This is a genomic window from Spirosoma flavus, assembly GCF_054778555.1.
Genome location: NZ_BAAGZL010000009.1, coordinates 246,628 through 253,119, shown reverse-complemented (window position 1 = coordinate 253,119; position 6,492 = coordinate 246,628). Strand labels below are relative to the sequence as shown.

Annotated in this window: 6 protein-coding genes; 4 read left to right on the top strand and 2 right to left on the bottom strand. The window is 46.3% G+C overall.

Annotation, left to right across the window (positions count from 1 at the left end):
• Positions 1–102 precede the first annotated feature (102 nt).
• Entirely contained in the window at positions 103–339 is a 237-nt protein-coding gene (locus ACYVF1_RS30815) for a phage integrase SAM-like domain-containing protein (protein ID WP_461086319.1), read from the bottom strand.
• 693 nt (positions 340–1,032) lie between these two features.
• Between ACYVF1_RS30815 and ACYVF1_RS30810 the strand changes: the two genes are divergently transcribed.
• From ACYVF1_RS30810 to ACYVF1_RS30795, 4 genes are all read left to right on the top strand, one after another.
• Positions 1,033–1,821: a hypothetical protein gene (locus tag ACYVF1_RS30810; RefSeq protein WP_461086309.1), complete on the top strand. Its 789-nt coding sequence runs from the start codon at positions 1,033–1,035 to the stop codon at positions 1,819–1,821.
• Positions 1,822–1,995: 174 nt separating this feature from the next.
• Positions 1,996–2,724: a DUF72 domain-containing protein gene (locus tag ACYVF1_RS30805; RefSeq protein ID WP_461086307.1), complete on the top strand. Its 729-nt coding sequence runs from the start codon at positions 1,996–1,998 to the stop codon at positions 2,722–2,724.
• 303 nt (positions 2,725–3,027) lie between these two features.
• Entirely contained in the window at positions 3,028–4,392 is a 1,365-nt protein-coding gene (locus ACYVF1_RS30800; RefSeq protein ID WP_461086305.1) for a hypothetical protein, read from the top strand.
• Between the two features lie 121 nt (positions 4,393–4,513).
• The gene (locus ACYVF1_RS30795; protein ID WP_461086303.1) at positions 4,514–4,702 is read left to right on the top strand and encodes a hypothetical protein; all 189 of its coding nucleotides are present in this window, start codon (positions 4,514–4,516) and stop codon (positions 4,700–4,702) included.
• A gap of 107 nt (positions 4,703–4,809) precedes the next feature.
• Here the strand turns inward: ACYVF1_RS30795 and ACYVF1_RS30790 are convergent, their stop codons facing one another.
• A complete protein-coding gene (locus ACYVF1_RS30790; protein ID WP_461086301.1) occupies positions 4,810–6,456 on the bottom strand; it encodes a beta strand repeat-containing protein in 1,647 nt (548 codons plus the stop codon).
• Positions 6,457–6,492 lie beyond the last annotated feature (36 nt).

The window sequence follows — 6,492 nt, the reverse complement described above, 5'->3', positions numbered from 1 at the left end:
TTTCATCCCCATCAATCACTGGGCGGCTTGGCACCAGCAACATATGCCAAGCAAGGGGAAGATGAAAAAGTCTAAATGCTTGCTGTCCTAATTGGGGTAAGGCTACACAGCCCGTAAAGTTCGAAATCGGTTGGATAGAGTAGTATCAGCAACCCCTTTCATGCTCATATATATCTCGAATGTATTGAGAAATTTTACCGTTATATCAGTAAAGCGGATATCGTCAGTTTGAGGAAAATTGATTTTAATGAACTCGACAAGCTGATTTCTAAGGTCTTTGTAAACAAGACTATTACCTACCCGACCAACTTTCATCATATCAAGAATCAGTTCATCAATATAGGAGAGTAACTTCGTTTTACGAGCTTGTTTACGTCCCTCAATTGCCTTACTTGCTACATCTTTAATGTTATGTACCTCATCGGCTACAACTAACGTTTCAGCCGCTTGGCTATACTTTCGCTCCCAACCATCAAGCGCATTAATTAGATTACTCCGATTTGGCCAAGGGTAAGATTTCCGGATAGCTTCACGATACCCAGTATAATTGCTATTCCAGTATTTAGGAAATAGGCTTATACCTGTTGAAATATAGGTGCTCTTTCGTTCTTATGTAATGCGAACCCAAAATGGGTGAGAGCCGTCGGCTAGGGTCTTAGCAGTTCGGTAGATAATCTTTACAGTAGCCTTTCACTCTTTATGCTCGGTTATTCTTGCCATTGCGTTGTACCTTTCGCTGCTGGTATCATGTTAGGTACAACAAATATAATAAACAACGTTATATCTGCAATAGACTACAATAATAACATCGCCTATAACGTACTGTATATCAGTACTTATAACATTTAACAATAAACAGCAGTGATAGTCGTATTACCGCCTGTCACGCAGGGGGTCGCGGGTTCGAGCCCCGTCCGGACCGCTCAGAAAATCAAGCACTTAGCAGAAATGTTAAGTACTTTTTTGTTGGTGTACAAAAGTTAGTAGATTGCTGTAAGCGACTTCTTGTCAGATAATCAATCCCACCATTTTATGAAATACACCTATACCCTCTTCTTTATTGTAGTTGCTTTTACAGGTTGCAAGGTCAATCGCTATTATTTTATTGCTGAAGAACCAATCCCGCTTTTTGAGTTTGCCACTTTCTCTGGCATTTCTGTTGATACTGTTCAGGTAGGTGATACAATCTATTCCACTGGGACAAAGACCATGTCTATAGGGGCATCAGTACCAGTCGAATTCAAAGGATACCGATTTTACTCACCCCGTGCTAAATCTCGGCTAATAAGCCAAACCAAAGTCAACTCTAAAAAAGACGCATCTATCCCTGGTCTAGCCTATGCACCCAGAAAGGACTGGAAAAAGCTCGCTGAAAGTTATAGACAAGATAGTTTATATTGGGCTGAGCAGGATAGAACCGTATGGTATGGTCAAGTCATACGTGAAACAGATGTCTTGGTAGATAACTATGCTATTGCCAAACCTATCCACAAATTACCAGCTAATTCGGTGGTAAAGATTAAGCGGTATGATTATAGCTATTGGCTAATTGATGTGGATGACAAAAAGGGTTATCTACCTGTACAGAGTATCGCTTATTTCTCGAAATCCAAAAGCCCCTTTGTCCGCACTGACTATACAGGCCGGACGTATGATCCGGATGACGAAGGGGGTATTTCAACTAGAGCCAATACACCAACTACAGGAGCCTGGATTCACACTGGCTCACGCGGTGGACGCTATTATATTAATAGTAATGGTAACAAAACTTATGTTCCACGAAGTGACAGTTACCGAAGTAGTGGAGGTCGTAAGCGTTGAAAATAGTTAAGAATTTCTGGGTGGTAATGGTAAAGGCCGTACATAAGAGTTTACCACCTTACCACCCAGAAAAGTAGGTTGTTTTCTAAATACACTGCGCCTATTTTGTGTTTCCTGCTAAGACCGAGAACCATATATGGCATTCAGGGTTATTCTGGGATATACCCTGGGAATATGAACAACATACGCATTGGCACTTGTGGCTTCAACGGCTCCAAAGCGGAATACAGCCAGCAATTAGCCTGCGTCGAAATACAACATACCTTCTATCAACCACCCCAGCTAAACACACTAGAACGCTGGCGAGCCCAAGTTCCTGAACAATTCGAGTTCACCCTTAAAGCCTGGCAACTCATTACTCATCAGGCCAAAAGCCCTACTTATAAACGCTTACGGATCAAACTCTCTCCTCAGCAGCAGGAAGAAGCGGGTTTTTTCAGACCCACCTCTATTGTTCAGCAGGCCTGGCAGACCACTCTGGACTGCGCAAAAGCACTACGGGCCAAAACTATTCTATTCCAGTGCCCAGCCAGTTTTACCCACACACCTACTCATATTCGTCAATTAACTGACTTCTTCACGAACATTGATCGGGCAGGTTTGACGCTGGGCTGGGAGCCTAGAGGTAACTGGGATCGGGAAGTCGTTGAGGAGTTATGTGACCATCTGAGCTTATGGCACGTGGTTGATCCGTTTACCATGGCTACCGTCACGCCTGAGCAGTGTTATTTTCGGCTGCATGGCAGACAGGGCTGGCGGTATCAATACGATGCACAGGAATTAGCCGAACTAGCCGAGTTGCTGCCCATGGATAAGCCTTCTTATGTGTTCTTTAACAACGTTCACATGAGGCAAGATGCTCTCTCCTTCAAAAGGATAATTGAATCTAACTCCGATGATTGACCCTATAGGGCGAGGTAACTTCTAAAACCCGGATGATATAAATGGGATTAACGTTCAGACGATGATTATTGCAGTTTGGTTGCCGAATACCGACTCAGCAGGGTAATTCAACCACTCTAGATATCTGAAGTACTAGGTAAAAAATGAAAAGATGTTTTGAGCCTACATTTCCTACACATCCCACATAGGCGCTTCTTCCACCTGCTTGATTTTTTCTGGCTGGAAGATCGTACCGGAAAGTAAAAGTGAAATAAAAATAGACTGGTTATCAGCTAGATTTGATCTATCTAAATCGCTGACTTTATGAAACCGACTCTTTTACTTTTTTGGGCAGGTGTCTTAACCAATACGGCTCTGGCTCAGCAAACTCAAAGTATCTATTACACGGCAGCGACAGCTGACGACGGAAAATCCAATATAACCTTAGGTCCCTATGCAGGGACAACCGGGGGAACTCAGACGGTAACTCTGGGGGCCTTTGCGGGCCAGTATAATACGGCACTAGGCAATGTATTTGTGGGCCACAGTTCAGGTAGACTAACCTCATCGGGGACGGCTAACACGTTTGTAGGCACTTCGGCGGGCTATACCAATACGACCGGTCCCCGAAACAGCTTTCTAGGCTATCAGGCAGGGTATGCCAACTCAACAGGTGACTCCAATGCCTTTATAGGTTATCAGGCGGGTTATGCCAATTCAAGCGGTAGTGTCAACGTATTTCTGGGCGCCGTTGCAGGCAACGCTAATACAACTGGAGGTGGCAATGCCTTTGTGGGCGCTGAGGCTGGTAAGTCGAACACAACCGGTAACTACAATGCCTTCGCAGGCGCTGGGGCCGGTACTTCCAATGTAGGTGGTGCCTCCAATACGTTTCTTGGCTATGGGGCAGGTTACTACAATATTGACGGTAGCCTCAATACATTCGTGGGCAATGGAGCAGGTACCAATACGACAAGTTCCCGGAATACCTTTATAGGCAACGCAGCTGGTTATACTACCTCAACCGGCACAAATAATGTCTTTTTGGGAGCAGGGGCCGGTCAAAATAATATCACCGGCAGTAACAACACGATGCTGGGCTATAACAGCACCCCCACTAGTAGCAATCTCCAGAATGCAGTCGCCATTGGTTATAATGCCACCGTAGCTTTAAGTAATGCCATCGTTTTAGGCGACGTCTCCAACACCAGTATTGCAGTGGGCATCGGCACGAATGCTCCCCAGTTTCCCCTAGACGTACGGGGCACGATCAACCTTCGTAACAACGGCCGCATCAAATTCGCCCATCTCAGCAATCCGCTACGTAACGGTACAACTGACCAATTCCTGACCGTGAATGAACAGGGAGAAACGGAGCTAGCTCGTTACCGGCTACGTATCGACAACGTAAATCAATGGAGCGATAAGGTATTCTCCCCAACGTATCATCTCAAACCACTTTCACAAGTTGAGCAGCATATTCAGCAGCACGGCCATTTGCCGGATGTTCCCTCAGCTGAGCAGGTCGTAAAGGAAGGTATTGATCCGGCCAAAATGGACGCTAAGCTGCTAGAGAAGATTGAAGAGTTGACACTCTACAGCATTCAACAGGAAAAGAAAGTGGAGCACTATAAGCAAGAGGTTGACCAACTCAAAACGCTGGTCAAACAGCTACTTGAGAAGAAATAATTATCATTTTGTTAACAATACAAAGCCCTGTCGTCACTGGCAGGGCTTTTGTGTTTTTGGGGATAAGGCCAGATGCCATTTTCTTCTGGCATACGCTCCGCTAACTATCGGGATTCAACTCATGAATACGCAGCAGCCTAAAACCAATCAGTCCCAGGATTCAGCGGCCCGCTACTTCTGCATCATTCGGGAAACGCTGCATTACACCGTTGAGCGCGAGATGATTGCCCACAATAAGCTGCACAGCATGGAGATAACCCGGGAAGCGGTTAAAGTAATGGTGTGCATGTCACCCCAGCAGGTTGAATAGTTAGCGGGCCTGGAGAACTTACCGCCCCTGTTGGATAAGGTCAAATGGCTACAGGTGGAAAATAAATAGTTTTTCTCACCGCTACTTTCATCACTTTCACCACCCCGCTATTTCTGTTTCAGGAGTTGGTTGACCAGCCGTTCCAGTTCAGCCTGCTTTTGTTTAACAGCCTCTATTTCCTGTTGCTGAGTTTGAATCGTTCTATCCTGCTGGATACTATACAAGGTCAACTCCTCAATCTTCTCGAGTAGCTTAGCGTCCATTTTTGCTACATCAATGCCCTTCTCAACCACCTCCTCAGCTGAAGGAATGCCTGGCAAGTGTTCATTCTTTTGAATGTACTGTTCAACTTCAATGAGTGGCTTCAGTGAGTAATTAGGCTTGAATACGTAGTCACTCCACTCGGAGGTATTCTTAACAGCCACCTTCACTTTCTCGGTCAAAATGCCATCTTCCACAAACAGCTTGTAGCCTGACGGAGTACGCGCTACGTTACCGCCGATGATAACCGCATCACCTTTACTGTTTTGTAAGAAGTCGCCTTTTTGCTGCCAAAGCGATTCGCTCACCCCTTCACGGGCTGAACCGTTCACACTGCCCAGGATCACATCGCCCGCCGAATTAACGGTCAGAAACTTGTACTGATTCGTAACCGAGGCTGGTGAATTACTGGTTAAATTAGTTAAGCGCAAGCCTGATTGATTGGCAATACCCTGAGTGATCTCCAGCTTGTTCTGAGGAGCCGAGTTGCCGATGCCCACTTTGGCGCCGGGAGCCCCTATGACTACGGAGTTGCTGGCGGTGACAAGAGCGTTGACACCGATGGCCGTGGAGTTATCAACCGTTGGCCCACCAGTACGTGCCTGAAAGCCAATGAAGGTGTTATTATTGCCGGCTGCGTTACTAGCTAAACTGGCCGAGCGGCCGATGTAAACGTTGTTACTACCTGTGACATTGCCCAGGCCCGAGCCATCCCCGATGAAGGTGTTACCTAAGCCTGACGTATTGTTGTAGCCTGAGCCATTGCCAATGAAAAGGTTATAGGAGCCATTACTTTGTGTACCCGCTGCGTTACCCATAAATAAGTTAGCGATGCCCGTGGTGTTAGCATAGCCCGCCTGATAGCCGATGAACACGTTATTGCTGGCAGTCGTATTGCTGTAACCAGCCTGCGCACCCACAAACACATTAGCCGTGGCAGTCGTGTTCTGAAAGCCCGCAGCATACCCCACAAAGGCGTTATTGCTACCACTTGTATTGTAAGTCCCTGTGTTATAACCCAGAAAGGAATTTTGGTCCCCCGTGGTATTGTAGCTGCCTGAACTAGCGCCCACAAATGAATTATAACTGCCAGTGGTATTATTGACTCCCGCATACGAGCCCAAAAACGAATTATTCCCTCCCGTGGTATTATTGTATCCCGCGGAAAAGCCCAGAAAGGAATTAAGCGTACCAGAGGAATTAGCGTACCCTGCATGATCGCCAATAAAGGCATTGTAGCTTCCAAAAGCGGTTAGCGTGCCTGCTGCATAGCCCACAAATACATTGGCATTACCCCTGTTAAGTTGCCCGGCAAAGGCCCCCAGCGTTACGGTATGGAGCCCTCCACTCGTACCGGCATAGGCCCCTAGGGTGATGTTAGATTGACCATCGGCACTGGTCGATGCGGTGTAGTAGATGCTTTGGGTTTGCTGAGCCCGTGCAGGTATAGCGAGGTCGACTACCAACAACAACAGCAGAAGAATTGATTTCATAGCGTAAACGACTGAGAAGAGTCGGGTGCATTTTAA